This is a genomic window from Sporosarcina sp. ACRSM (assembly GCF_022346545.1).
Classification (GTDB): domain Bacteria; phylum Bacillota; class Bacilli; order Bacillales_A; family Planococcaceae; genus Sporosarcina.
This window is the reverse complement of sequence record NZ_JAKRNU010000024.1, coordinates 1-2,944: the sequence shown is the minus strand read 5'-3', so window position 1 is coordinate 2,944 and position 2,944 is coordinate 1. Positions and strand designations below refer to the sequence as shown.

At 53.3% G+C, this 2,944-nt stretch carries 1 rRNA gene; it reads right to left on the bottom strand.

Going from position 1 to position 2,944, the window contains the following annotated elements:
* Positions 1–9: 9 nt before the first annotated feature.
* Positions 10–2,942: ribosomal RNA gene (locus tag MHZ95_RS20700) — 23S ribosomal RNA — on the bottom strand.
* Positions 2,943–2,944: the final 2 nt, after the last annotated feature.

Genomic DNA, 2,944 nt, shown 5'->3' with positions numbered 1-2,944 from the left:
TTTTTAATCAAGGTTAAGTCCTCGATCGATTAGTATCTGTCAGCTCCACACGTCGCCGCGCTTCCACCCCAGACCTATCAACCTCATCTTCTTTGAGGGATCTTACTTACTTGCGTAATGGGAAATCTCATCTCGAGGGGGGCTTCATGCTTAGATGCTTTCAGCATTTATCCCGTCCACACATAGCTACCCAGCGATGCCTTTGGCAAGACAACTGGTACACCAGCGGTGTGTCCATCCCGGTCCTCTCGTACTAAGGACAGCTCCTCTCAAATTTCCTGCGCCCGCGACGGATAGGGACCGAACTGTCTCACGACGTTCTGAACCCAGCTCGCGTACCGCTTTAATGGGCGAACAGCCCAACCCTTGGGACCGACTACAGCCCCAGGATGCGATGAGCCGACATCGAGGTGCCAAACCTCCCCGTCGATGTGGACTCTTGGGGGAGATAAGCCTGTTATCCCCGGGGTAGCTTTTATCCGTTGAGCGATGGCCCTTCCATGCGGAACCACCGGATCACTAAGCCCGTCTTTCGACCCTGCTCGACTTGTAGGTCTCGCAGTCAAGCTCCCTTATGCCTTTGCACTCTGCGAATGATGTCCAACCATTCTGAGGGAACCTTTGGGCGCCTCCGTTACACTTTAGGAGGCGACCGCCCCAGTCAAACTGTCCGCCTGACACTGTCTCCTGCCCCGATCAGGGGCATGGGTTAGAAGTCCAATACAGCCAGGGTAGTATCCCACCAGCGCCTCCTCCGAAGCTGGCGCTCCGGATTCCAAGGCTCCTACCTATCCTGTACAGGCTGCATCGGAATTCAATATCAGGTTACAGTAAAGCTCCACGGGGTCTTTCCGTCCTGTCGCGGGTAACCTGCATCTTCACAGGTATTATAATTTCACCGAGTCTCTCGTTGAGACAGTGCCCAGATCGTTACGCCTTTCGTGCGGGTCGGAACTTACCCGACAAGGAATTTCGCTACCTTAGGACCGTTATAGTTACGGCCGCCGTTTACTGGGGCTTCAATTCGAAGCTTCGCTTGCGCTAACCTCTCCTCTTAACCTTCCAGCACCGGGCAGGCGTCAGCCCCTATACTTCACCTTACGGTTTTGCAGAGACCTGTGTTTTTGCTAAACAGTCGCCTGGGCCTATTCACTGCGGCTCTCTCGGGCTTTAACACCCTAACAGAGCACCCCTTCTCCCGAAGTTACGGGGTCATTTTGCCGAGTTCCTTAACGAGAGTTCTCTCGATCACCTTAGGATTCTCTCCTCGCCTACCTGTGTCGGTTTGCGGTACGGGCACCTCCCGCCTCGCTAGAGGCTTTTCTTGGCAGTGTGAAATCAGGGACTCCGGGGATAATTCCCCTCGCCATCACAGCTCAATGTTATAGGAACGGGATTTGCCTCATTCCACACCTCACTGCTTAGACGCGCATAACCAACAGCGCGCTCACCCTATCCTACTGCGTCCCCCCATTGCTCAAACGGCGGGGAGGTGGTACAGGAATATCAACCTGTTGTCCATCGTCTACGCCTTTCGGCCTCGACTTAGGTCCCGACTAACCCTGAGCGGACGAGCCTTCCTCAGGAAACCTTAGGCATTCGGTGGAAGGGATTCTCACCCTTCTTTCGCTACTCATACCGGCATTCTCACTTCCAAGCGCTCCACCAGTCCTTACGGTCCAGCTTCAACGCCCTTGGAACGCTCTCCTACCACTGACACCAAAGGTGTCAATCCACAGTTTCGGTGATTCGTTTAGCCCCGGTACATTTTCGGCGCAGCGCCACTCGACCAGTGAGCTATTACGCACTCTTTAAATGATGGCTGCTTCTAAGCCAACATCCTGGTTGTCTGGGCAACGCCACATCCTTTTCCACTTAACGAATACTTGGGGACCTTAACTGGTGGTCTGGGCTGTTTCCCTCTCGACTACGGATCTTATCACCCGCAGTCTGACTCCCAAACATAAATCATCGGCATTCGGAGTTTGTCTGAATTCGGTAACCCGGGATGGGCCCCTAGTCCAAACAGTGCTCTACCTCCGAGATTCTTTCGTTTGAGGCTAGCCCTAAAGCTATTTCGGAGAGAACCAGCTATCTCCAGGTTCGATTGGAATTTCACCGCTACCCACACCTCATCCCCGCACTTTTCAACGTACGTGGGTTCGGGCCTCCAGTAAGTGTTACCTTACCTTCACCCTGGACATGGGTAGATCACCTGGTTTCGGGTCTACGACCCCATACTCATTCGCCCTATTCAGACTCGCTTTCGCTGCGGCTCCGCATTCACTGCTTAACCTTGCATGGAATCGTAACTCGCCGGTTCATTCTACAAAAGGCACGCCATCACCCATTAACGGGCTCTGACAACTTGTAGGCACACGGTTTCAGGTTCTATTTCACTCCCCTTCCGGGGTGCTTTTCACCTTTCCCTCACGGTACTGGTTCACTATCGGTCACTAGGGAGTATTTAGCCTTGGGAGATGGTCCTCCCGGATTCCGACGGAATTTCACGTGTTCCGCCGTACTCAGGATCCACTCTGGAGAGAATGGATTTTCGACTACGGGGCTTTTACCCGCTATGGCGGACCTTTCCAGGTCGCTTCGCCTAATCCATTCCTTTGTAACTCCGTATAGAGTGTCCTACAACCCCAGGAAGCAAGCTTCCTGGTTTGGGCTATTCCCGTTTCGCTCGCCGCTACTCAGGGAATCGAATTTTCTTTCTCTTCCTCCGGATACTTAGATGTTTCAGTTCTCCGGGTCTGCCTCGTTTACGCTATGTATTCACGTAAACGTACTACCCCATTATGGGCAGTGGGTTTCCCCATTCGGAAATCTCCGGATCAAAGCTTACTTACAGCTCCCCGGAGCATATCGGTGTTAGTGCCGTCCTTCATAGGCTCCTAGTGCCAAGGCATCCGCCGTGCGCCCTTTCTAACTTAACCTT